The organism is Zemynaea arenosa (assembly GCF_004614185.1).
GTDB lineage: Bacteria > Pseudomonadota > Gammaproteobacteria > Burkholderiales > Burkholderiaceae_D > Telluria > Telluria arenosa.
In genome coordinates this window covers 1-23,283 of sequence record NZ_SPVF01000067.1, presented here as the reverse complement: position 1 = coordinate 23,283, position 23,283 = coordinate 1, and the positions used below count along the sequence as shown (strand labels likewise).

At 64.8% G+C, this 23,283-nt stretch carries 16 protein-coding genes, 1 rRNA gene and 1 pseudogene; 8 read left to right on the top strand and 10 right to left on the bottom strand.

Going from position 1 to position 23,283, the window contains the following annotated elements; genetic code table 11:
• Positions 1 to 3: 3 nt before the first annotated feature.
• A complete protein-coding gene (locus E4L96_RS04445) occupies positions 4 to 729 on the bottom strand; it encodes an amino acid ABC transporter ATP-binding protein (protein WP_135206018.1) in 726 nt (241 codons plus the stop codon).
• A gap of 124 nt (positions 730 to 853) precedes the next feature.
• Between E4L96_RS04445 and E4L96_RS04440 the strand changes: the two genes are divergently transcribed.
• Both E4L96_RS04440 and E4L96_RS04435 read left to right on the top strand, forming a co-directional pair.
• On the top strand, positions 854 to 2,113 hold the full coding sequence (locus tag E4L96_RS04440; protein WP_135206017.1) for a dicarboxylate/amino acid:cation symporter: 1,260 nt from the start codon (positions 854 to 856) through the stop codon (positions 2,111 to 2,113).
• Positions 2,114 to 2,224: 111 nt separating this feature from the next.
• Complete coding sequence (locus E4L96_RS04435) at positions 2,225 to 3,259, top strand: type II asparaginase (RefSeq protein ID WP_229414222.1); 1,035 nt, start codon at positions 2,225 to 2,227, stop codon at positions 3,257 to 3,259.
• A 31-nt stretch (positions 3,260 to 3,290) separates the two neighbouring features.
• On the opposite strand, the gene E4L96_RS04430 is transcribed toward E4L96_RS04435, so the two are convergent.
• Complete coding sequence (locus E4L96_RS04430) at positions 3,291 to 5,138, bottom strand: ABCB family ABC transporter ATP-binding protein/permease (protein WP_135206015.1); 1,848 nt, start codon at positions 5,136 to 5,138, stop codon at positions 3,291 to 3,293.
• A 60-nt stretch (positions 5,139 to 5,198) separates the two neighbouring features.
• On the opposite strand from E4L96_RS04430, the gene E4L96_RS04425 reads away from it, so the two are divergent.
• The 3 genes from E4L96_RS04425 to E4L96_RS23515 all read left to right on the top strand — a co-directional run bounded on the left by E4L96_RS04425 (position 5,199) and on the right by E4L96_RS23515 (position 9,065).
• The gene (locus tag E4L96_RS04425; RefSeq protein WP_135206014.1) at positions 5,199 to 5,639 is read left to right on the top strand and encodes an acyl-CoA thioesterase; all 441 of its coding nucleotides are present in this window, start codon (positions 5,199 to 5,201) and stop codon (positions 5,637 to 5,639) included.
• Between the two features lie 6 nt (positions 5,640 to 5,645).
• Positions 5,646 to 7,223 carry an alkaline phosphatase D family protein gene (locus tag E4L96_RS04420; RefSeq protein WP_135206013.1) on the top strand — a complete coding sequence of 526 codons (1,578 nt, stop codon included), beginning with the start codon at positions 5,646 to 5,648 and terminating at the stop codon, positions 7,221 to 7,223.
• Positions 7,224 to 7,289: 66 nt separating this feature from the next.
• On the top strand, positions 7,290 to 9,065 hold the full coding sequence (locus tag E4L96_RS23515) for a hypothetical protein (protein ID WP_167758596.1): 1,776 nt from the start codon (positions 7,290 to 7,292) through the stop codon (positions 9,063 to 9,065).
• Here E4L96_RS23515 and E4L96_RS04410 read toward each other — a convergent pair.
• From E4L96_RS04410 to E4L96_RS04395, 4 genes are all read right to left on the bottom strand, one after another.
• Positions 9,062 to 10,744, bottom strand: a complete 1,683-nt coding sequence (locus E4L96_RS04410; RefSeq protein ID WP_135206012.1) for a long-chain fatty acid--CoA ligase — start codon at positions 10,742 to 10,744, stop codon at positions 9,062 to 9,064. The genes E4L96_RS23515 and E4L96_RS04410 overlap by 4 nt on opposite strands.
• A 26-nt stretch (positions 10,745 to 10,770) precedes the next feature.
• Complete coding sequence (locus tag E4L96_RS04405) at positions 10,771 to 12,462, bottom strand: long-chain-fatty-acid--CoA ligase (RefSeq protein WP_135206011.1); 1,692 nt, start codon at positions 12,460 to 12,462, stop codon at positions 10,771 to 10,773.
• Between the two features lie 217 nt (positions 12,463 to 12,679).
• A complete protein-coding gene (locus E4L96_RS04400) occupies positions 12,680 to 13,786 on the bottom strand; it encodes an aminopeptidase (protein ID WP_135206010.1) in 1,107 nt (368 codons plus the stop codon).
• The gene (locus tag E4L96_RS04395) at positions 13,734 to 15,827 is read right to left on the bottom strand and encodes a molybdopterin-containing oxidoreductase family protein (RefSeq protein ID WP_135206009.1); all 2,094 of its coding nucleotides are present in this window, start codon (positions 15,825 to 15,827) and stop codon (positions 13,734 to 13,736) included. The genes E4L96_RS04400 and E4L96_RS04395 overlap by 53 nt, the downstream gene beginning before the upstream one ends.
• Before the next feature lie 181 nt (positions 15,828 to 16,008).
• On the opposite strand from E4L96_RS04395, the gene E4L96_RS04390 reads away from it, so the two are divergent.
• On the top strand, positions 16,009 to 17,199 hold the full coding sequence (locus tag E4L96_RS04390; RefSeq protein ID WP_135206008.1) for a M20 aminoacylase family protein: 1,191 nt from the start codon (positions 16,009 to 16,011) through the stop codon (positions 17,197 to 17,199).
• Here the strand turns inward: E4L96_RS04390 and E4L96_RS04385 are convergent.
• Positions 17,196 to 18,086 (bottom strand): NAD(P)-dependent oxidoreductase, encoded by an 891-nt coding sequence (locus tag E4L96_RS04385; protein ID WP_135206007.1) that lies wholly within the window; start codon positions 18,084 to 18,086, stop codon positions 17,196 to 17,198. The two genes, E4L96_RS04390 and E4L96_RS04385, sit on opposite strands and share 4 nt — an antisense overlap.
• Before the next feature lie 85 nt (positions 18,087 to 18,171).
• Between E4L96_RS04385 and E4L96_RS04380 the strand changes: the two genes are divergently transcribed.
• Positions 18,172 to 18,726 carry an acyloxyacyl hydrolase gene (locus E4L96_RS04380; RefSeq protein WP_135206006.1) on the top strand — a complete coding sequence of 185 codons (555 nt, stop codon included), beginning with the start codon at positions 18,172 to 18,174 and terminating at the stop codon, positions 18,724 to 18,726.
• 40 nt (positions 18,727 to 18,766) lie between these two features.
• Positions 18,767 to 20,208, top strand: a pseudogene (locus E4L96_RS04375) (DHA2 family efflux MFS transporter permease subunit).
• On the opposite strand, the gene E4L96_RS04370 reads toward E4L96_RS04375, so the two are convergent.
• From E4L96_RS04370 to rrf, 3 genes are all read right to left on the bottom strand, one after another.
• Positions 20,209 to 21,873 (bottom strand): alkaline phosphatase D family protein, encoded by a 1,665-nt coding sequence (locus E4L96_RS04370; RefSeq protein ID WP_229414218.1) that lies wholly within the window; start codon positions 21,871 to 21,873, stop codon positions 20,209 to 20,211. It abuts the pseudogene before it with no gap.
• A 178-nt stretch (positions 21,874 to 22,051) separates the two neighbouring features.
• Positions 22,052 to 22,708 (bottom strand): hypothetical protein, encoded by a 657-nt coding sequence (locus E4L96_RS04365; protein ID WP_135206004.1) that lies wholly within the window; start codon positions 22,706 to 22,708, stop codon positions 22,052 to 22,054.
• Between the two features lie 306 nt (positions 22,709 to 23,014).
• A 5S ribosomal RNA gene (rrf, locus tag E4L96_RS04360) occupies positions 23,015 to 23,127 on the bottom strand.
• Between the last annotated feature and the right edge of the window lie 156 nt (positions 23,128 to 23,283).

Sequence of the window (23,283 nt, the reverse complement as noted above, 5' to 3'; positions counted from 1 at the left end):
GGGTCAGTGGAGGATCCGGGCGAGGAAGTCGCGGGCGCGGTCGGACGTGGGGGCGGTGAAGAAGGCGTCTTTGGGCGAATCTTCGACGATGCGGCCGTGGTCCATGAAGACAATGCGGTCCGCGACCTTGCGGGCGAAGCCCATCTCGTGAGTCACCACCATCATCGTCATGCCGTCCTGCGCCAGGCCGACCATCACGTCCAGCACCTCGTTGATCATCTCGGGATCCAGCGCGGACGTCGGCTCGTCGAACAGCATCGCCACCGGGTCCATCGCCAGCGCACGCGCGATCGCCACGCGCTGCTGCTGGCCGCCCGAGAGCTGGGCGGGGTATTTATCCTGGTGCGCCAGCAGGCCGACGCGGTCCAGGTACTTCAGCCCCTTCTCGGTTGCCTCTTCCGGCGAGCGCCCCAGCACCTTCACCTGCGCCAGCGTCAGGTTCTGGCGTACCGACAGATGCGGGAACAGTTCGAAATTCTGGAACACCATCCCGATCCGCGCACGCAGTTTCTGCAGATCGGTCTTCGGGTCGGTCACCCGCACGCCGTCGACCACGACGACGCCCTGCTGCACCGGCTCCAAACCATTCACCGTCTTGATCAGAGTCGATTTGCCCGACCCGGACGGCCCGCACACGACCACCACTTCGCCCTTGCCGACCCGCGTACTACACTCGGCCAGCACCTGAAACTGGCCATACCACTTGCTGACATTTTGAAGTTCAATCATGTGCGAATTCGAGGGTGAAAGCGAAAACTGGCTAGCTTGACATCACCAGCGCCCCCTAGGATACTGCGGAACCCGCCAAATTGCAGTATTTCCGCGGCCCCGCATCCGCATCACAGGACTCGCCATGACCAAACGGAACCGCCTGACCACTTATATTCTCGCTGGCCTGATCCTCGGCATCGTCGCCGGGTACATCGCGAATACCACTTTGGCCAATCCGGCCGCGCTGTCGGACAATCTGGGCCTGGTCACCACGCTGTTCCTCCGCCTGATCAAGATGATCATCGCGCCGCTGGTGTTCTCCACGCTGGTCGTCGGCATCGCGAAAATGGGTGACGCCTCCGAAGTGGGCCGCATCGGCGCCAAGGCGCTCGGCTGGTTCATCATCGCCTCCATCATCTCGCTGACCCTCGGCCTGATCCTGGTGAACATCTTCCAGCCGGGGATCGGCCTGACCCAGCACCTGCCGGCCGTCACCGAATCGTCCGGCATCTCGTCGTCCAGCCTCACGCTCAAGGAATTCGTCACCCACCTGGTGCCGACCTCCATCTTCGACGGCCTGGCGAAAAACGAAATCCTGCAGATCGTGATCTTCTCGATCTTCTTCGGCACCGCGGCCGCCGCCCTCGGCGAGAAAGCCCGGCCGGTCACCGAATTCCTGGACGGCGTCGCCCACATCATGCTCAAGCTGACCGGCTACGTGATGAACCTCGCGCCGATCGCCGTGTTCGCGGCTGTCACCGCGATCATCGCCAAGAGCGGGCTCTCGGTACTGGCATCGTACGGCACCTTCATGGGCGAGTTCTACCTGGGTATCGTGCTGCTGTGGATCGTACTGACGGGCCTCGGCTTCCTGTTCATCGGCCCGCGCGTGATCCGCCTGCTGAAGGAAGTGCGCGAACCGACCCTGCTGGCCTTCTCCACCGCGTCCTCGGAAGCGGCATTCCCGAAAACGCTGGAAGGCCTGGAGCGCTTTGGTGTGCGCAACCGCATCGCCGCCTTCGTGCTGCCGATCGGGTACTCGTTCAACCTCGATGGCTCGATGATGTACTGCACCTTCGCGTCCATCTTCATCGCCCAGGCCTATGGCATCGAGCTGTCGATCGGCACCCAGGTCACCATGATGCTGGTGCTGATGCTGACCTCCAAGGGCATGGCCGGCGTGCCGCGCGCCTCACTGGTGGTGATCGCCGCAACGCTCAACCAGTTCCACATTCCGGAAGCGGGCCTGCTGCTCCTGCTGGGCATCGACCACTTCCTCGACATGGCCCGCTCGGCCACCAACGTGGTCGGCAACGCCATCGCCACCGCCGTCGTCGCCAAGTGGGAGGGCGAGCTGGCCGCCCCGGGCGAGGACACGATCAGCGAAGTCAAAGCCGCCTGACACCCATCACGTAGCAAAGGGCCTTCCGCGTGAAGGCCTTTTTTTCATCTGAAGGAGATCCTCATGATTCAACGTTCGCTGACGCAGCTGTTTGCCGTGCTGCTCGGGTTCATGCTGTTCGTTCCGGCCTCGCAGGCGCAAACCGCGCAGACCAAGCAGGCCCACGTCGTCATCCTGGCTACCGGCGGCACCATCGCGGGCACCGGCGCCACCAGCACCACCACGGTGGGCTACACCGCCGCCAAGGTCGGCGTGGAAGGCCTGATCAAGGCGGTGCCGGAACTGTCCAAGGTGGCGCGCGTCACCGGCGAGCAGGTGTTCCAGATCGCCAGCGAGAGCATGACCAACGAGCACTGGCTGACGCTTGCCAAGCGCGTGAACACCCTGCTGGCGCAGGCCGACGTCGACGGCATCGTGATCACCCACGGCACGGACACGCTGGAGGAAACCGCGTACTTCCTCAACCTGGTGGTCAAGAGCCGCAAGCCGGTGGTGCTGGTCGGCGCGATGCGCCCTTCCACCGCGATCTCGGCGGATGGCCCGATCAATCTGTACAACGCGGTGCTGCTGGCTGCCAGCCCGGAGGCGGTCGGCAAGGGCGTGCTGGTGTGCCTGAATGATCAGATCAACGGCGCGCGCGATGTCACCAAGACCAACACCGCGACCATGGACACCTTCAAGTCCACGGATCTTGGCCTGCTCGGCTACATCCAGGGTTCCAAGGCTTACTTCTACCGTGCGTCGACGCGCAAGCACACGGTCGACACCGAATTCGACGTGTCAAACCTCAGCGCGCTGCCCGCCGTGGATATCGTGTACGGCTATGCCAACGTGACGCCGGTGGCGCTGAACGCCTTCGTGGCGGCAGGCGACAAAGGCATCATCCACGCCGGTACCGGCGACGGTTCGCTGGCCGCGCAAATGGTTCCGGCGCTGAAGGCGGCGCGCGCGAAAGGCGCCATCATCGTGCGCGCGAGCCGTACCGGCACCGGCATCCTGGCGCGCAATGGCGAGGCGAATGACGATGAACTGGACTTCGTGGTGGCCGATACGCTCAATGCGCAGAAGGCGCGCATCCTGCTGATGCTGGCGCTGACCAAGACCAGCAACACCAAGGACATCCAGCGGATGTTCTGGACTTACTGATGTGATGCACTCAGATTAGTACGCGTCCGTACTAATCGTCCTCCACAGCGGCAGCCGGCGACGCATAGGTTTCATCCTTCCGCGCCTGCTGCCGTTCCCACATCTGGGCATACAGCCCGTTGGCCAGCAACAGCGTCTGGTGCGTGCCGCGCTCCACGATGCGGCCGTGATCGAGCACGATGATCTGGTGCGCGTCCGCGATGGTGGACAGGCGGTGCGCAATCACCATCGTCGTACGGTCCTTCGCAATCTCTTTTAGCTGCCCCTGGATCGCCTGCTCGGACTTGGAGTCCAGCGCGGACGTGGCCTCGTCGAACACCAGGATCGCCGGATTCTTGAGCAGCGTGCGCGCAATCGCCACCCGCTGCTTTTCGCCGCCGGAGAGCTTCAGGCCACGCTCGCCCACCATGGTCTGGTACCCATCCGGCAGCGTCACGATGAAGTCGTGGATGGACGCCGCCCGGGCCGCCGCCTCGATTTCGGCATGCGAAGCGCCTGGCAGGCCGTAGGCGATGTTGTATTCGATGGTGTCGTTGAACAGCACCGTATCCTGCGGCACGATGCCGATCGCATGGCGCAGCGAATCCTGGGTGATATCGCGCAGGTCCTGACCGTCGATCGTGATGGCGCCCGAGTTGACGTCATAAAACCGGAACAGCAGGCGTGACAGGGTCGACTTGCCCGAGCCGCTGTGGCCCACGATGGCGGTGGTGGTCCCTGCTGGGATGGTGAAGTCCACATCGAACAGGATCTGGCGCTTGGTCTCGTAGCTGAAGTCCACGTGCGCGAACTTCACCTCGGCCCCTTTTGTGACCAGCGGCTTGGCACCTGCGGAATCGGCCACTTCCCGGTTCTCGTGCAGGAGCCCGAACAAACGCTCCATGTCGGCCAGCGCCTGCTTGATCTCGCGGTAGATCACCCCCAGGAAGTTGAGCGGAATGTACAGCTGCAGCATGAAGGAGTTCACCAGCACCAGATCGCCCAGGGTCATGGTGCCGTCGATCACGCCCACGGTCGCGCGCCACAGAATCAGCGTCACGGCGATCGCAATGATCGCAGACTGCCCGGTGTTGAGCAGTGAGAGCGAGGTCTGCGAACGCACGGCCGCGGCCTCGAAGTGCTGCAGCCCTTCGTCGTAGCGGCGCGCCTCATAGTCCTCGTTGCCGAAGTACTTGACCGTCTCGTAATTGAGCAGGGAGTCGATTGCCTTCGTGTTGGCCTTGGAATCCAGCTCGTTCATGGTGCGGCGGAAGTGGGTGCGCCAGTCCGTGACCATCACCGTGAACACGATGTAGGTCACCAGCGCGCCCGCCGTGATGGCGCTGAACCAGACGTCGTAGTGCAGCACCAGGTAGCCCAGCACCAGCGTGATCTCGACCAGCGTGGGCAGGATGTTGAAGAGGGTGAAGGAGATCAGCGAGTTCACGCCGCGCGTGCCGCGCTCGATGTCGCGCGTCATGCCACCGGTCTGGCGATTGAGGTGGAAGCGCAGGGACAACGCGTGCAAGTGCCGGAAGACTTTCAGCGCGATAGTGCGCACCGCCCGTTGCGTCACCCGCGCGAACAGGAATTCACGCAGCTCCGTAAAGACCGTGGTCGCGAGCCGCAGCAGGCCGTAGGCGACCAGCGTGGCCACTGGAAGGATCAGCAGCGCGTGCGGATCGCCCGGCTTGTAGCTCATCTGGTCCACCAGCCGCTTGAGGATCAGCGGCACGCCCATGTTGGCCAGCTTGGCACACACCAGGGCGCCCATGGCCATCAGCACGCGCCACTTGTACACCCACAGATAGGGAAACAGCGTCTTGAGCGTGGCCCAGTCGTTGCGCTGGTCTTTGTCGGCCGCGGGCAGCGGCAGGGAACTGGAAGCGTGGCGTCGCATGGCGGGTCGGGGAAGTATGGGACAATTCCAGACGATTGTAGCTTTTCACGGAAAAACAAGATGACCACGCAGCAAAATCCGCCCGCCACCAACCAGCGCGCCCGCCTGCCCGAGGGGAAAATGCCCGAACTGCGCGTGATGCCCGCGCCGTCCGACGCCAATGTCTACGGCGACGTGTTCGGCGGCTGGATCATGGCGCAGGTGGACATTGCCGGTTCGCTGCCCGCGACGCGCCGCGCCAATGGCCGCGTCGCGACCATCGCCGTGAATTCCTTCCTGTTCAAGCACCCCGTGTTCGTGGGCGACCTGCTCTCGTTTTATGCGGACATCGTCAAGGTCGGCAACACGTCGATTACGGTGTACGTCGAGGTCTACGCGGAGCGCAACCGCCTGCAGGCGGACGTGGTCAAGGTCACGGAAGCCACCCTGACCTATGTGGCGACAGGCCCGGACCGCAAGCCGCGCCAGCTGCCGCCGATCGAGTCCCTGATCCAGCAATAACGAGAGATGGACGCGCAGCGCCGGCTGTTCCTCGCCCGCGCCGGGCAGCTGGCCGCGCTGGCGGCGGCCACTGGCTGCGTGCGCAGCCAGGCCGAGGCCGAGCCGCCGCAGGACGATCCCTTCAGCCTGGGCGTGGCCTCCGGCTCGCCGCTGCCGACCGCTGTGATCCTGTGGACGCGCATCCTGCCCAAGCCTCTCGACGCGTCCTCTGCGCCCAAGGTCGCGGTGCCGGTGCGCTGGGAGATCGCGGAGGACGAAGGTTTCCGTACCATCGTCAACAAAGGCACGGCGCTGGCCGCACCAGAGCTGGCGCACAGCGTGCACGTGGACGCGCAAGGCCTGCGGCCGGACCGCTGGTACTGGTACCGCTTCATGTACGGCGGCGCCATGAGCCCGATCGGCCGCACGCGCACCGCACCGGCGCCGGACGCCCTGCCCGCCTCGCTCAAGCTGGCCGTGGCCTCCTGCCAGCACTGGGAATTCGGCAGCTACGCGGCGCACCACCACATCGCGCAGGCGTCGCCGGACCTGGTGGCCTTCCTCGGCGACTACATCTACGAATGGGGCCCGTTCGCGCTTACCCATCCAACGCGCCCGGTGCGCGAGAACGAGAGCTTCACGCTGGAGAGCTACCGCGCGCGCTATGCGCAGTACAAGAGCGACACGCAGTTGCAGGCGGCGCACCTGGTGGCGCCATGGATCGCGACCTGGGATGACCACGAAGTCGCCAACGACTACGCGGCTGACCGGGACGAGCTGCTGTCGCCGGATTTCCTGCAGCGCCGTGCCGCAGCCTACCAGGCCTTCTACGAACACATGCCGCTACGGCTGGAGGTGCCGCGCAACGGCGACTTCACCCGTACCCGCATGTACCAGCGCTACGACTGGGGCAGGCTGGCGCGCTTCCACGTGCTGGACGACCGCCAGTATCGCGCCTACGAAGCCTGTCCGCGGCCAGGCCGCGGCGGTTCCAACTCCGTCACACGCGCCTGCACTCAGCTGAATGACCCGAAGCGTTCCATGCTCGGCGCCGACCAGGAATCCTGGTTGGCCGAGGGCTTGCGTACCTCGCGCGCCGAGTGGAACGTGATCGCCCAGCAGACGCTGATGGCGCGTTCGAGCCAGGTGCCTGTCTTGCAGCTAGGCGATGGCCGCTTTTGGACCGATGGGTGGGACGGCTATCCAGCCGCGCGCCGCAAGCTGCTGGAGTCCTTCCGCACCTACGGCGTTTCCAATCCGCTGGTGCTGGGTGGGGACGTGCACGGTTTCTACGCCACCGAACTGCGCGCCGATTTCGACCGGCCGCCGAGCAAGGACAATCCCCTGCTGGCGACCGAGTTCGTGGTCACCTCGGTGACCTCCAACTCGCGCCCGCAATCCCGCACCGAGCAGTTCCTGCAAATGAACCCGCACATCAGGTTCGGCCGCAGCGACAAGCGCGGTTTCACGCTCATGGAGCTCACGCCGCAGTCCAGCCGCGCGACCTTTCTCGGGCTGGACGACGTGCAGCGCGCCGACTCCGGCATCGCGGCGGTGGGCGCGTATGTGGTGGAGTCCGGGAGATCGGGCCTGCTTAAGGCCTGAACAGACCGTTGCCAAAGGTTAAAACCGACGATAGGATAAGTTCAATATCTTAACGTCGAGAATGTAATGACCCAGGCTGCCCGCGCAACGCTTTCCGCTTCCGACCTCGCCCTGCTGGCCGACGCACTGGCCTGCGCCGCCGCCGACTTTACCGACCAGTCTTGCAACGATTTTTCGGTGGCGCGCTCGCCCGAGAACCGCGCGGCGCTGGAGCCGGTGGTGGCCGCGCAGATGGCGGAGCTGGGGGCGCAATGGACGGGGGCGAAGAACCCGGCCAACTGGCTGGAAGGCAGCAGCACCCGGCCCGACACGTACGTCATTCCGGATGAATGGGCCGCCGCCTTCTTCGCCGAAAAGTATGCCAGCACACCACCGGCCACCATCAGCGCGGCGGAAGGGCTCATCGTGGCGGACCTGCTCGATCGCCTGGCAGAACTGCACGCGGAATGGGCGGAGCAAGACCCGGCCACCGAGCCCCACCCGCACGCCCACCGGTTGGCGCAGCGCTGCAGGACACTGGCGGCAGCCAGTGAAGTCGTGCACCTCGATGCCGCGGTCCGCGCGGAGACCCAGGTGTCCGCAGCGGGCATTCCGCTCATCGAGCGCCCAGGCATCGCGCCACGCTTTCCGGACCTGAAGAAGTACCTCAAGGACTACACCGTCAACTTCCGCGACTGGCAGTTCAACGAGCTGGCCTTCCTCCAGACCTACGCAGACCGGGGCCCCGGCTTCGAATACACCTCGTATGACTACGAGGGCGCGGACCGCTACACCTACCGCAACGACGGCGCAGTGCGCGACGTGGATCACTGCGCGATGATGCTGCGCTGGCACGCCATCCAGGTGGCGCTGGGCGCGGGTGTGCCCAAGCGCGCTGTCTCCAAGGGCGCCGCGGCCTGCGCCAAACGGTATGAAGCACTGCGCCAGCGCGCTCCGCATATCTGGAGCTTGGGGGATGACACGGAAACGCGGGACATCAAGATCGCCAAATTCCTGATGTACGACGAGGCCTTCACCGCTGCGGATATGGAAGCCGCCATCCTCGCCTCGCCGAGCCTTGCTGACAGCGAGCCGGAGATGCGCGCGTCCTACGCTGCAAAAGTCGTGAGCGCTGCCGTGAACGACCCGAGCACCCGCTGCTTCATCCAGATGCGCGAACGGGAGCAGGATGGGCTGGAGGCGTACCGCAAGGAGATCGGAAAGGACTGGACCATTCCATGGACGCGCAGCCTCGCCTACCACGTCCAGGGTGCGCGCATGGCCCAACACGCGCGGGGCACGCTGCGAGCCGACGACCTGGAACACATGGTGCCCACGGCTGTCCACTGCCTGCTGATCGGGTGGCGGGACAAGGCGCGCGAAATGCATCAGTACTGCCATGCGCGGCTGACCGCCGACTTCGCGGATCTCAGCCAGAAAAAGTACGCGCCCGAACGGCGTACGCAGTTGTTCGCCCTGCGCCTGCTGGATCAGTGGTTCGAAAGCGGCCGTGACAAATATCCGCCGCAGGCGCACAGCGAGCCGCTGTTCGAAGCGCTGCTGGCCCACTGGCGGCATCCGGACCCGGAGGCGCTCGCGCCCCTGATGCTGGCGGCCTGCGACCGCCACACCCAGGTGTCGATGGCGAAGGGATCGCCGGACCTGGAGCGGGACGAATACTGGTACGACCCGTATGAGATCGTGCTGGTGCTGCACCTGAGGAAGGAACTGGGGCTGGCCAATCCGGCGCTGGACCACCCCATCATGAATACCCCGCTGGGCGGGCTGCGGACGCCGGCCCCGGCGTATCGTGAGCCACTGCTGGACGCCGTGGCCGCGCGTTTCGTGAACGAGGTGGCTTAAGCCGCCTTCTTCTCGTCGCGCAGCTGGCGGCGCAGGATCTTGCCGACGTTGGTCTTCGGCAGTTCGTCGCGGAACTCGATGTACTTGGGGCGCTTGTAGCCGGTCAGCTCTTCCTTGCAGAAGTCCATCAGCGCCTTCTCGGTCAGGGCCGGGTCCTTCTTCACCACGAACAGCTTGACCGCTTCGCCCGAGTGCTGGTCCGGCACGCCGATGCAGGCCACCTCCAGCACGCCGGGGTGCATCGCGACCACGCCTTCCACTTCGTTCGGGTAGACGTTGAAGCCGGAGACCAGGATCATGTCCTTCTTGCGGTCCACGATGCGGGTGTAGCCGCGGTCGTCCATGATGCCGACGTCGCCGGTCTTGAAGAAGCCGTCCGGCGTCATCGACTTGGCGGTTTCGTCGTCGCGCTGCCAGTAGCCTGCCATCACCTGCGGGCCACGCACCGCGATCTCGCCCGGAGACCCGAGCGGCACTTCGTTGCCGGCGTCGTCCAGGATGCGCACTTCGGTCGACGGATACGGCAGGCCGATGGTGCCCGTGAATTCCTTTATATCGCAGCGGTTGGCGGTGACCACCGGGGAGGTTTCGGACATGCCGTAGCCTTCGATGATCGGGTAGCCGGTGAGCTTGAGCCAGCGCTCGGCCACCGACTGCTGCACCGCCATGCCGCCGCCATTGGCGATCTTGCAGCCCGAGAAGTCGACGCTCGCGAATTCGGGATTGTTCATCAAGCCGTTGTACAGCGTGTTCACGGCCGGGAAGACATTGATGCGGTACTTCTTCAGTTCCTTGATGAAGCCGGGGATGTCGCGCGGGTTCGGGATCAGGACGTTCATGCCGCCCAGGCGCATGCCCATCAACGCGCAAACAGTGAGCGCGTAGATGTGATACAGCGGCAGCGCGCACACGAACTGCAGCTGCGAGTCCTTGGGCAGCGTGTCCATGGTCGGCTGCAGCCAGGCTTCGTTTTGCAGTACGTTGGCGATCACGTTCCGGTGCAGCAGCACCGCGCCTTTCGACACGCCAGTGGTGCCGCCGGTGTATTGCAGGAAGGCGATATCGTCATGCCCCAGCTTGACCGGCTTGAGCGTCATGCGCGCGCCCTCGGCCAGCATCTTGTTGAAGGAGATCGCGCCCGGCAGCGAGTAGGTGGGCACCATCTTCTTCACGCGGCGCACCACGAAGTTGACCACCGTGCCCTTGAGGGCGCCCAGCAGGTCGCCCATGGCGGCCACGATGACGTGCTTGATCTGCGTGTGCGGCAGCACGTGCTCCACGGTGGTGGCAAAGTTCTCCAACACGACGATGGCTTCCGCGCCCGAATCCACCATCTGGTGCTGCAACTCGCGCGCCGTGTACAGCGGATTCACGTTGACGATGGTGTAACCCGCGCGCAGGATGGCCGCCATCGCGACCGGGTACTGCAGCACGTTGGGCATCATGATGGCCACGCGCGCGCCCGGCTTCATGCCCCGGCTCTGCAGCCAGGCCGCCATCTGCTGCGACATGCGGTCAACTTCGCCGAAGGTGATGGTCTTGTCCATGCAGGCATAGGCCTTGCGGTCGGCGTACTTGCGGAATGACTCCTCCAGCAAATGGGTCAGCGACCGGTACTGCGTCCAGTCGATCTCCGCGGGCACGCCCGGCTGGTACTCCTTGAGCCAAATCTTGTCCATCCTTACCTCGTTATGAATCGTGTCTGTCATGCCGCTTCTTTGGCCTTGATCTCATCGCGCAGCACGCGGCGCAGGATCTTGCCGACGTTCGTCTTGGGCAGCTCTTCGCGGAACTCGATGTACTTGGGCTTCTTGTAGCCGGTCAGCTGCTCCTTGCAGAACTCCATCAGCTTGTCGGCGGTGAGGCCCGGATCCTTCTTCACCACGTACAGCTTGACCGCTTCGCCGGAATGCTCGTCCGGCACGCCGATGCAGGCGCATTCCAGCACGCCGGGGTGCGAAGAGACCACCGCCTCCACTTCGTTCGGGTACACGTTGAAGCCGGAGACCAGGATCATATCCTTCTTGCGGTCCACGATCTTCACGTAGCCTTCCTCGTTCATCACGCCCACGTCACCGGACTTGAAGAAACCGTCGCGGGTCATGACCTTGGCCGTTTCGTCCGGGCGGTTCCAGTAGCCGGCCATCACCTGCGGGCCGCGGATCGCGATCTCGCCCGGCTGGCCGAGCGGCACCGGCTGGTCGTCATCACCGAGGATGGCGATGTCAGTGGAGGGCACGGGCAGGCCGATGGTGCCGTTGAAGCGGGTCTGGTCGGCGCGGTTGCAGGTGGCCACCGGCGCGGTCTCGGACAGGCCGTAGCCTTCAATGATCGGGGTACCGGTCGCGGCGAGCCACTTCTCGTTGACCGCCTGTTGCACGGCCATGCCGCCGCCGTTGGAGAACTTGAGGCCCGAGAAGTCGATGGTCTTGAAGTCCGGGTGGTTGACCAGCGCGTTGTACAGCGTGTTCACGGCGGGGAGCATGTTGACCTTGTACTTGGTCAGCTCCTTGATAAAGCCACCGATGTCGCGCGGGTTCGGAATCAGGATGTTCAGCGCACCCACGCGCATGCCCCACATGGCGCAGGCGGTCAGCGCAAAGATGTGGTACAGCGGCAGCGCGCAGACGATGGTGACCTGGTCCACCCTGGGCTCGCGGTCCATGCCGGGCTTGGACCAGGCCTCGGTCTGCAGCACGTTGGCGATCACGTTGCGGTGGGTGAGCGTGGCGCCTTTCGAGACGCCGGTGGTGCCGCCGGTGTACTGCAGGAAGGCGGCGTCGCTGCTCTTCGCCTGCACCGGCGTGAAGGTCATGCGCTTGGCGTGCGAGAGCGTGTCCTTGAAGCTGACGGCGTTCGGCAGCGCGTACGCCGGCACCAGCTTCTTGACGCTGCGGACCACGAAGTTGACCAGCATGCCCTTGAGGCCACCGAGCATCTCGCCCATGTTGGCGACGATGATGTGCTTGACCGGGGTGCGCGTGAGAACCTGCTCCAGCGTGTGCGCGAAGTTCTCGAGCACGATGATGGCTTCGGAGCCGGAGTCCTTGAGCTGGTGTTCCAGTTCGCGCGGCGTGTACAGCGGATTCACGTTCACCACCGTATAGCCCGCACGCAGGATGGCGACGATGGCGACCGGGTACTGGAGCACGTTGGGCATCATCACCGCGACGCGGGCGCCCTTCTGCATGCCGCGGCTTTGCAGCCAGGCCGCGAGGAGCTTGGAGTAGGCGTCCAGCTCCGCGTAGGTCATGAACTTGTCCATGCACACGTACGCGTTGCGGTCGGCGTACTTGCGGAAGGACTCTTCGAACACCTCCACCAGTGAGCTGTACTGGTCAGGGTCGATCTCCGCTGGGACTCCGGGAGGGTAGGACTTCAGCCAAAGTTTGTCCATCGTGAGCCTCGTGTCTCCGAATATTTATCGTTATTGAGCCCGGCCTACGGGCGCAGGAAAGCAAGCGCTTTGCAGCTCCTCAGCAGATGCTATCGGGCGGACGGCGGGGATGCAAGGTATTTGGCTGAAATTTGAGCAATATCTCTACTGCGTCAAAAAACGGCAAAACCGCCCTCGGGCGGTCTTGCGGTGCAGCATTAACGGGAGTAGATGCGGCTCAGGCCGTCGGCGGAGCCAGGGCCTTGAGGCGGCGGTCGCGCACCGCCTTGTCCTGGGTGGACAGCTGCTTGACGGCGGCGTAGAAGCGGGGGAAAGTCCTTTCTTTCGCCAGCAGCGCGCGGAAGGCGGGGACGTAGTCGTTGTAAGTGGCGATCGACGCCAGGTGCGCGTTGGAGAGCGGCTCGTTGAAGAAGCGGTCGTAGCCCGCGTAGCCGCCCCATTGTTCCTTGAGCACCTGGTATTCGTCCTTCAGCTCCTGGAAGATACGCGCCTTGTCGGCCCGTTTCTGCTCCACGCTGGTCGGCGCCTTGTAGGCCGTGTCCAGCTTCGCGCGGGCATCCAGCAGGAGGCGCAGGAAGTCCTTCTTGCGCGAGGAGTAGCGCGTGTAGGCATCGCGCATCTGGTCATTGCCGAAGGCGTCCAGCCAGCGCTTGACGCCCTCCTCTTCCACCGTGGTGGCAAAGGACTCATTGAACTGCGAGTCGCCCGCAATGTAGGCCACCTGGTGAGCGAGTTCGTGGAAGATCAGGCGCGCCAGCTCCGCATCCGGATAGTTGATGAAGGTGGAGACCAGCGGATCGTTGAACCAGCCGAGCGTGGAGTACGCGGGCACGCCGCCGACCTGCACGTCGTTGCCGTCGGCGCGCAGCTCTTTCGCGTAGGTCTGCGCATCGTCCTTGCTGTAGTAGCCACGGTAGGCCACGCAACCCGCGATGGGGAAGCACCACTGCATGGGCTTGAGCGACAGCTCGGGCGTGGCGACCACGTTCCACAGCACGAAGGGTCGCTGCAGAGACGCGTAGTTCTTGTAGCTCTGGTTATCCGGCAGGCCGAGTTCCGCCACCGCATAGGCGCGGATCTTGCGCGCGCTCTCCAGCCGCTTGCGCAGCTTGGCGTCGGTCTTCACGTCGGCCAGCCAGTCGTCGACCGGACGGGCATCCGAGAGCAGCGCGAGCTGGCCGTGCGCGGCCTGGGCGTAGTAGTTGAGCGTGGAGCAGCTGGCCAGCAGGCCCGCGACCAGTCCTGCAGCGATCAGGCGCCGCGCCTTGCTGCTATGCCGGATGCGTTCCGGCAGCAGCTTTTTCCACTTGTACGAGCGTGTCATAAAACGTTGGTGCGCGCCCCATGTCGGTGAGGCGCTGGCTGGTGACTTCATTGGCATTCTTGCCGTCGGCGGCGAGCTTCTTCCACCACACCGACAGGCCGACCACGAGGCCGCGGCGGGCCTTGTCGGTCACGCGGGCCTTGCAGACGAACGACCCTCGATCATTGAAGATGCGGACCATGTCGCCGTTCTCAATACCGCGCTGTGCGCTGTCGTGCGGGTGGATGTCGAGATGCGGTTCGCCTTCCGTCGCACGCAGGCTGGCCACGTTGACGAAAGTGGAATTCAAAAAGTTGCGCTGCGGCGGGGAGATCATCGCGAGCGGATACTTCGCGGCCAGCGCGGAATTCGAGGCCACGGATTCATACGGCGGGATGTAGGCGGGCAGCGGATCGAGGCCGTCCTTGAGCATCTGCTCGGAGTAGAACTCGCACTTGCCGGAGGGCGTGGGAAAGCCGCCTTCCGCGAACGGCGCAGCCGGCATGTTGAGCTTCTGCCAGCCCTTGCGCTTCAGGGACTCCCAGTCGAAATGGATGGCCTTCGCATCATTTTTGTCGAAGGCCTGGGCGGCGAGCTGCTCGTCGGTCTCCTTGAAGATCGGATCGTCGAGGCCCATGCGCGCCGCCAGCAGGCGGAAGATCTCCGTGTTCGGCTTGGCCTCGCCCAGCGGCGCGATGGCCGGGTTATTGGCCATCATGTACAGGTGGCCGTAGGCGAGGTGCGCGTCGGTGTGTTCCAGCTGCGTGGTGGCGGGGAGCACGATGTCGGCGTAGTCCGCGGTGTCGGTCTGGAAGTGCTCCAGCACCACCGTGAACAGGTCCTCGCGCGCGAAGCCCTGCGCCACCCTGGGCGACTCGGGCGCCACCGCGACCGGGTTGGAGTTGTAGACGATGACGGCTTCGATCTTCGGGCCGAATTCGGGCGAGGTCTCCTTCAGCAGGTCGTCGCCGATGGTGACCATGTTGATGGTGCGCGCCGGTCCCTTGAGCAGGTCGGGGCGCTGCAGGCCTGCCTTGTTGGCCGGGAAGCCGCCGCTGGTCGAGAGCTGCACGCCGCCGGCCGGGTGGCGCCAGGCGCCCACCAGCGCGGGCAGGCAGGCGATCGAGCGGACGGACATGCCGCCGCCGCGCACGCGCTGCAGGCCGTAGTTCATGCGGATCGCCACCGGCTCGCCCGCGCGGGCCATGCTGCCGTATTCACGCGCCAGGTTGATCACTTCGTCGACCGTGATGCCGCAGATCTCGGCCACGCGCGCGGGCGGAAATTCGGCGGCGCGCTCCTTCAGCTGGTCGAAGCCGACCGTGTATTGGGCGATGTAGGCGTGATCCAGCAGGTCCTCGGCGATCAGCACATGCATCAGGCCCAGGGCCAGCGCGGCGTCGGTGCCAGGCAGCAGGGCGATGTGCTGGTGGCACTTCTCGGCCGTCAGCGAGCGGTAGGGGTCGATGGCGATCAGCCTGGCGCCGCGGCGCTTGGCTTCCTGTGCGCGCATCCAGAAATGCAGGTTGGACGCGATCGGATTGCCGCCCCAGATCACGATCAGTTTCGAGTTCTGGAACTGTTCCAGATCGGTGCCGATCGAACCACCAATGGTGTACTTGTACGCGGTGCCGCCCGCCGTGGCGCAAATCGTACGGTCCAGCAAAGAGGCGCCCAGCGTGTGGAAGAAGCGCAGGGCCATGGATTCACCCTGCACCAGGCCCATCGTGCCCGCGTAGCTGTACGGCAGGATGGCCTGCGGCGCGCGGCGCACGATGCTCTTGAGGCGGTCGGCGATGGTGTCGAGCGCTTCGTCCCAGCTGATCCGTTCGAACTTGCCTTCGCCCTTCTTGCCGACGCGGCGCAGAGGGTACAGCAGCCGGTCCTGGTGGTAGGTGCGCTCGGTGTAGCGCGAGACCTTGGTGCACAGCACGCCCGCCGTGGTCGGGTGGTCGGGGTCGCCCTTGACCTCGGTGGCCACACCGTTTTCGACCGTCACCAGCAAGGCGCAGGTGTCCGGACAGTCATGGGGGCAGGTGGCGCGCACAGTGGTCGTGGTCATGGCGGCAACTCGTGTTGATGGGGGAAGGAAACGCATACTGTAAACCAATCGGGAGCTCTTCGCTGGGCTGGCTATCGCGGTATGGCAAGGGCTACAATACTTTGAGAACAGGCCGCAACAGGATGGCCACCGCCATGCATTTACGGCAGCGCCACGAGCGCTGGCCGCACGGAGACTCATCATGAAACTCGTCGAACCCATTCTCGCTTTTCAGCAGGAGTTGCAACTCATCCGCCGCGACCTGCACGCGCATCCCGAACTGTCGTACGAAGAGAACCGCACCGCCGATGTGGTGGCCGCGCGCCTGACCGAGTGGGGCATTCCCATCGTGCGCGGGCTGGGCGTGACGGGCGTGGTCGGCATCGTCAAGAACGGCACCTCTTCTCGCGCAATCGGCCTGCGCGCGGACATGGACGCGCTGCCCGTACAGGAGCTGAACCAGTTCGACCATGCCTCCCGCCACGCAGGCAAGATGCATGCGTGCGGACATGACGGGCACACGGCCATGCTGCTGGGGGCGGCGCATCATCTGGCGCAGCATCGCAATTTCGATGGCACGGTGTACCTGATCTTCCAGCCCGCCGAGGAAGGCGGCGCGGGCGCGCGGCGCATGATCGAGGATGGGCTGTTCGAAAAATTTCCGATGGAGGCGGTGTACGGGATGCACAATTGGCCGGGCATGCCGGCCGGAAGCTTCGGCGTGCGGTCCGGGCCGATGATGGCCTCGTCCAACGAGTTCCGCGTGGTCATCAAGGGCAAGGGGTCGCATGCGGCCCAGCCGCACCGCGGCATCGACCCGATCATGATCGCGGTGCAGCTGGCGCAGGCCTGGCAGACCATCATCTCGCGCGAACGCAATCCGCTCGACACGGCGGTGCTGTCGATCACGCAGATCCATTCCGGCAGCGCGACCAATGTGATCCCAGACGAGGCCGAGCTGGTGGGCACGGTGCGCACCTTCACCACTGGCGTGCTGGACCTGGTCGAGACGCGCATGCGGGAGATCGCGCAGCACACGGTGGCGGCTTACAACGCTAAGGTGCAGTTCGACTTCAAGCGCAACTACCCGCCGTTGATCAATCACGAGAAGGAGGCGGCGTTTGCGGCCGAGGTGGCGAAGGCAGTGGTCGGCGCCGATCGCGTCGATGGCAACGTGGAGCCGACCATGGGGGCGGAGGACTTTGCCTTCATGCTGCAGGCCAAACCGGGGTGCTATGTGTTCATCGGCAATGGCGAAGGCGACCACCGCGCGGGCGGCCACGGGCTTGGCCCGTGCCAGCTGCACAATGCCAGCTACGACTTCAACGACAACCTGCTGCCGATCGGGGCGAGCTACTGGGTCAAGCTGGTGGAGACGGCGCTGCCGGCCTAGTCCGGCAGGATGTCGGGCGCGGCGCCCAGGCGCTGGCCCGGGTTCAGCTTTTCCAGCGCGATGAGCGCGGCCGCGTGGTCGGCGCGCGGCAGCTCGTCCGCGATGCTCAGGTAGTGTTCCAGCGCGAGCGCCGTCACTGGCAGCGCGATGCCCGCATCGGCGGCGGCGGCCAGGATGTTCTGCATGTCCTTGACCTGCGTTTTGACCTGCCCACCGGGGATGAAGTTCCGCTCCAGCATGCGCTGGCCATGCACTTCGAGGATGCGGCTCTCGGCAAAGCCGCCACGGATGGCCTGGCGTACGGCCGCCGGGTCCGCGCCCGCCGCTTGGGCCAGCAGCAGCGCCTCCGCCACGATGTTGATCGTGCCGCCGACGATGAGCTGATTGCATAGCTTGGCCACCTGCCCGCTGCCCGCCGGGCCGACCAGCGTTGGCCGCCCCAGCACCTGCAGCACCGGCTCGGCGCGCGCAAAGTCCGCCACGCTGCCGCCCGCCATGATCGCCAGCGTCCCGGCCTGGGCGCCGGCGACACCGCCGGACACGGGCGCATCCATGAAAGCCGGCAGCAGCGCGTCGAACTCCAGCGCCTCGGCCTGCTGCGTCGAGCTCATGTCGATCCACAACGCGTCTTGAGTCAGCGCGGGCTGCGCCTGCTGGATACAGGTGCGCACGACCGTCCCGTCGGCCACCATGCTGATCACGATCTGCGCACCCTGCGCGGCCTCGGCCACGCTCAGCGCCGGTGCGGCACCGTCCGCGCGCAGGGCCTCCGCCTTGCCCGGCGACCGGTTCCACACCCGCACGCGGTAGCCCGCCTGCAGCAGGCGCCGCGCCATCGGCTGGCCCATCAAGCCGATGCCCAGGAATGCGATGTCCGGCCGGTTCACGGCAACTCCTTCATTTCAGTTTGGTCTCACTCGTCAATTCGACAACATGGGTACAATTGACGGCGTTCTTTTTTCAAAGGCCATTATGTTCTCTCTTCAGCAAGTTTGGAAATGCCTGGCCGTCGCGAGCGCACTGGGCGCCGCGCAGGCCGCCTCGGCGCAGGACTTCGTGAACGGCACCTCTTTCGAAGTCGCGACCGGCACCCGTACGCAGATCGTCCGCTTCGGCGTGCAGCACGACTTCAACCGCAGCTGGTTCGAGTCCAATGGCCGCCATCTGTCCGGCTACTGGGATTTGACCGTGGCCGACTGGCGCGCCAACTACTGGCACAGCATTCCCGGCAATTCGCAGAACCTGGTCGACATCGGCATCACCCCCGTGTGGCGCTGGGAGAACGTGAGCAAAAAGGGCCTGTACGTGGAGGGCGCGATCGGCGCGCATCTGCTGTCGCACACCTATGACAACGACGGGCGCCGCCTGTCGACCGCCTTCGAATTCGGCGACCACATCGGCGTGGGCTATGTGTTCGACAACGGCTTCGATGCGGCCCTCAAGATCCAGCACTACTCCAACGGCGGCATCAAGCATCCCAACAGCGGCGTGAATACGGTCGTGGCCAAGCTCGGCTACCACTTCTGACGCGTGCGTCTGGCGGCTGGCCGATATGCCACAATCGGGCATGGCCAGCCCCGCAGTAAAAACCTATCTCCCTTGGCTGGTGGCGACGGCGCTGTTCATGGAACAGCTGGACGCGACGATCGTCAATACCGCCATCCCATCCATCGCCGCCAGCCTTCTGGTCACACCGCTGAGCCTGAAGTCGGTGGCCAGCACCTACATCCTCAGCCTCGCCGTCTTCATTCCCATCAGCGGGTGGATCGCGGACCGGTTCGGTACGCGGCGCGTGTTTGCGACTGCCATTGCCATCTTCACGCTGGCCTCGGCGCTGTGCGGGCTGTCGCTAAACTCGGAGATGATGGTGGGTGCGCGCCTGCTGCAGGGCGTCGGCGGGGCGATGATGATGCCCGTCGGGCGGCTCACCATCATCCGCACGTTTCCCAAGTCGGAGCTGCTGGGGGCGATGAACTTCGTCATCATCCCGGCGCTGATCGGGCCGCTACTGGGGCCGACGGTTGGCGGGCTCATCGTGCATTGGATGTCGTGGCGCGAGATCTTCTTCGTCAACGTGCCGGTCGGGATCATCGCGCTGTTCCTGGTCTGGCGTTACATGCCGGACTACAAGGGCGGCGAGAAGCGGCCGCTCGATGTGATCGGCTTCATCCTGTATGCGTCGGGCACGGCGATCCTGTCCTGGCTGCTGGAAGTGTTTGGCGAGCACACCCTCGATCCGGTGACCGGATTCCTGATGCTCGGCCTGTCCGTGGCCCTGCTGGCCGCCTATGCCTGGCACGCGAGCGAGCGGGCGCATCCCCTGCTGCGGCTGAGCTTGTTCCGCATCCGCACCTTCCGCATCTCGGTGCTGGGCGGCTTCATCACCCGACTCGGCGTGGGCGGCCTGCCCTTTCTGCTGCCGCTGCTGTACCAGGTCGGCATGGGATTTCCGCCGTGGCTGTCCGGTCTCTTGATGATGCCGGCGGCGCTGGCGGCGATGGGGATGAAGTTCCTGTCGGCGCGCATCCTCGGCAAGCTCGGCTACCGGCAGGTGCTGGTCGTGAATACTGTGCTGATCGGCGTGACCATCTCGTTGTTCTCCACCGTGAACGATGCGACGCCGATCTGGGTCATTGTGCTGATCGGCCTGACGCAGGCTTCTTCAACTCGCTGCAGTTCTCCAGCATGAATACGCTGGCGTATGCGGATGTCGAGCAAAAAGATTCCAGCATGGCGAGCACCATCTCGAGCTCGTTCCAGCAGCTGTCGATGAGTTTCGGCCTCGCCTCGGGGACGCTGGTCACGCAATGGTTCCTGGGCAAGGTGCCGCAGACCGATCACCGGCTGGTGACGCAGGCCATCCACCACGGCTTTCTCACGCTGGCGGGGCTGACGATCCTGTCGTCCGCCGTGTTCTGGCGGCTCAAGCGAACCGATGGGGAGACAATCAGCCGCGGGACCGCGCCGCCGCCCACGGTCGAGCCGGTGACGGTGACGCCCAGCGACTGATCAGGTGTCGAGTACGGTGCGGTGAGACGGACCCGGCAAGGTGCGCAGGGTCTTGCCGAGAGTGGCGGTGTAATGGCGGCTGTCGGTGCGATCGACGAAATGGTAGTCGCAGGTCAGCTCGGTCTGCGTGGCCGTGATGACGATGTAGCCGCGCCGGGCAGTCTCGGCATAGCGCAGGGCGGGCACGGTGTCGCGGTACATGGCGGCGATGTCGACCGGCGCCATCTCGTAGCAGGTTTCGAGGCCCGGCGAGGAGACAGATGCGGTCGCGAACTCGACGCCGACCCGGCGGTTCTGCGCATCGAACAGGTCGGCGGCCCAGGCGTTGTGGGTGTCGCCCGCCAGCACGACGAGGTTCTTGCCGCGCTTGCGCATGATGTCGAACACGCGCTCGCGCTCTGCAGCGTAGCCATCCCAGGAGTCCAGATACCAGGGCAGCGCGTCCGCCTTCAGATACGCCCAGTCCGCCTCGCTCAAGCGTTCGGGGACGCTGCGCTCCAGCTCGCGCAGGGTCTGCAGTTCCGGCATGCTCAGCTGGCCATCGATGACGGATTGCGGGTGAGCCATGTTGGCCATCAGCACCTGCTGGCCGAGGACTTGCCAGCGCGCCTTCGAGCGCGCGACCTGGCCCTCCAGCCAGGCCAGCTGCTCGGCGCCAATCATGTTGCGGGCCGGGTCGGCCACGGCGGCCTTGTAGGCCTCCACGTTGAGGCGGCCGGCCGGGTCGCGGAATTCATCGATGTTCACCGGACGGTCGCGGCCGATCAGGCGCGTGTCCAGCATGTGCAGCGAGACCAGTTTGCCGAAGTCGAAGGAGCGGTAGATGCGGTCGGGATTGGTGGCGTCCGGCATGCGGATCGGCAGCCACTCGTGATAGGCCTGCACTGCGGCCGCGCGGCGGGCGGCGAAGGGCGATTTCGATTCATCGTGGTCGCAGGCGCCGCTGCTCCAGGTGTCGTCAGCAAACTCGTGATCGTCCCAGACGGTGATGAAGGGCACGGACGCGTGCAGGGCCTGCAGGTCCCTGTCGCTGTGGTATTGGGCATAGCGGGCGCGGTAGTCCTGCAGGGTCATCAGGATGCCGAGCGGCTGCGGAATGCGGTCCAGCTCGACGCAGCGCTGAGTTGCATAGCCGCCCTTGCCGTATTCGTAGATGTAGTCACCCAGGTGCAGCACGGCATCGAGGTCGTCGCGCTTGGCCGCGTCGGCAAAGACATGGAAGTACCCTGCGGGGTAGTTCGAGCAGGAAAAGGCAGCGAAGCGGACCTGGCTGACACTGGCGTCCGGCAGAGTTTTCGTGCGGCCGATCGGCGAAGGTTCGGCGCCCGCCTGGAACTGGTAGAAGTAGATGTGGCCGGGGCGCAGGTTCGGAACGTCAACCTTGAGCGTGTAATCGCGCGATTCGGTCGCGTACAACCTGCCGCTGCCAACGAGATGGCGCATTCCCGGATCCTCGGCGATCCGCCAGTCCACGGGGATTTCCCCGTGCCAGTCGTCATTCGGTGTCACGCGCGTCCAGAGGATGACGCGGTCGGGCAGCGGGTCGCCGCTGGCGACGCCGTGCAAGAAACGGGGATTGGCGCGCGGGTCGACCGTGTCGGCCACGCCGGCGGTCCCCAGTCCTGCAGCTCCGAGCAGGCCACCCGACAGCATTTGCAGGATCAAGCGACGCCGCGGTAACGGAACCGGCATGAGCTCAGCCTCCAGTGTTAAGTGCTGAGACTGACCTTACCCCGATTTCTTGACAGCGGCGTGACGATACACAAGAGCAAACCTCTTGATCTTTATCGAAACAACGATCTGAACGGTTTGACCGTTCCAGAGCGACGTTGCTGGCTTGTGCTCAGCGCTGCACAGCAGCCAGCGCTTCCTGCGCGGCCTTTTCCTGGGCGGGCAAATGCAGCCGCTGGGCCAGCGCTAAGGCTTCGGCTCGCTGCGCCCCAGCCTTCCTGTGGTCGCCAAGCTTGTCCGCGTAGTTGGCCGTCTGGAGCAGGGAATAGGGCAGGAACACCTGGAACTTCAGCTGGCGACGCAAGGCAAGGCTTTGGTCGGACAACCGCGCCGCCTCCGCCAGGTTGCCTCGCGCTTCCGCCACCTCGGCCAAATGCCGGTAGGCGTAGGACAACTCGAGCTCGCATTGGGCGGCCGCCGCGGTGGCGCGCGCCTGTTCCATGCCGGCTGCCGACTCGAGCACGCGGTTGGCCACCTGGGGCATCAGGGCCGCAAAGAACAAGGCATCGGCTTTCCTGCAGGGATCCTTGAGTTGGCGCGCGACGGCGGCGAAGGCGGGCTGCAGCGACATGAAGTCTTCTTTCTCGGCGCCGGTGAGCTGACGGAAATACGTTGTCACCAGTTCGGCATGGCGGGCCTGGGCTTGCTCATCGGCACCCAGCTTCTTGGCCTGCGCGACCAGCTGCCACCGTGCGAGACTCATCGTCCGAGGGCAGGCCGGACAGGCGAGCAGTCTGCTGGGCACGTGCCAGCTGGAGGAGCAGGTCAAAGCGCTGCTGAGGGGTCGGCTTGGCTTGCAGGCGGTGGTGGATGACGGAGTAGGCCAGTGTGAAATCGCCAGCGTAGATGGCCTGTTCAGCGGAAGGCAAGGCGGGGGTCGCGAGGGCCAGAGTCACCAGCAATGCGCTTTTCATATCCACTCCTGCAGAGTTGAAATTGCGGCATGCTAGCGCAGAAGCGTTGACCAGCGGTTAAGCGGTACTTAACCGGCGGGCACAAAGCAAAAAAATCCCCGACGGCGCTGGGCGCGATCTTGAGCGCGTCCAGTCTGTCGGGGATTTTTTCTTTATAACTAGCCTGACGATAACCTACTTTCACACTGGTTGCAGCACTATCATCGGCGCAAAGTCGTTTCACGGTCCTGTTCGGGATGGGAAGGGGTGGGACCGACTTGCTATGGTCATCAGGCATAACTTGTACGAGCGTCGCTGCGGTATCGCGGGCGGCGCTCTGAATCTGGAAGAAGTATTGGTTTTACTTGGGGTAGCACTCACACAGTAGAGCGCTTCAACCTGTCAAGGTTATAGGGACAAGCCGTACGGGCAATTAGTATCAGTTAGCTTA